At 43.8% G+C, this 967-nt stretch carries 2 protein-coding genes; both read left to right on the top strand.

What is annotated here, in order from left to right; genetic code table 11:
• Positions 1-432 (top strand): pyridoxal-phosphate dependent enzyme (locus ACTXGO_RS14705; protein WP_443575045.1); only part of this gene is annotated, 432 nt, incomplete at its 5' end.
• A gap of 39 nt (positions 433-471) precedes the next feature.
• Positions 472-609 carry a hypothetical protein gene (locus ACTXGO_RS14700; RefSeq protein ID WP_443560264.1) on the top strand — a complete coding sequence of 46 codons (138 nt, stop codon included), beginning with the start codon at positions 472-474 and terminating at the stop codon, positions 607-609.
• Positions 610-967: the final 358 nt, after the last annotated feature.

Raw genomic sequence — 967 nt, 5'->3', positions numbered from 1 at the left:
ATCATTACTGAGTGCGATCCATCAACCACTTCACGCGAAGCAGTCTTTGCCAAGGTTCAAGCAGAAACAGGTGGCGATTTTGTCCATCCTTACAATGACCCTCGCGTTATCGCTGGCCAAGCGACTTGCTCACGTGAGTTCTTAGAGCAGATGGACGAGCGCGGCGTTAAGCCTGACATGGTTGTCGCTCCTATTGGCGGCGGCGGTATGATATCGGGCACTTGCTTAACGCTATCGAACCTAGCTCCTGATGTCAAAATCTATGCCGCAGAGCCAGTCAATGCTGATGATGCTGCACGCTCGCTACACGCCGGTCACATCATTGCTGATGACGCACCAGATACTATCGCTGACGGCCTAAAAGTGCCGCTTAAAGATTTGACTTGGCATTTTGTCAGTAGTTATGTCACCAATATTTTGACCGCAACCTAAGAAGAAATCGTTGAAGCCATGAAGCTGACTTGGACACATATGAAAATCATCATTGAACCCAGCTGCGCGGTCCCGCTTGCTGTTATTTTAAAAAACAAAAATGTTTTTGCAGGTAAAAAAGTGGGCGTTATCATCACTGGTGGTAACGTCGATCTGGATAAGTTGCCTTGGAATTAATGCCTTGTCATCAAGTACCAAAATAAAGCACTTAGTGTAAAGAGCTAATAGTGAAAAGAGCTGAGTAAAATCATAAATCTGGCGTTAACTAAGCGTAAATAATACCCAAGTTTAAACGCCGTTATATTCTTAATTATCATTAATGCAGTAGCATTAATGATGCAATCAAACAATCAAACAAATGGAGCTTGAACATGATTACTGAAGAATTAGAAGTTGGTTTTAACGTCCCTGCAAAAGTCGGTATGGATGAAGCGGATATCCAGACCCCTTGCTTAATCCTTGATTTAGACGCCCTTGAGCGCAACATCAAAAAAATGGGCGACTACGCCAAAGACCATAATATGCGTCACCGTAG

This window comes from Psychrobacter sp. T6-1 (assembly GCF_052258445.1).
The sequence above is the reverse complement of the archived record's forward strand: the minus strand, read 5'-3'. Positions and strand labels throughout refer to the sequence as shown.

Coding starts and splice junctions, on each gene's coding strand:
- ACTXGO_RS14700 (WP_443560264.1), top strand. CDS start 472: ATGAAAATCATCATTGAACCCAGCTGCGCGGTCCCGCTTGCTGTTATT.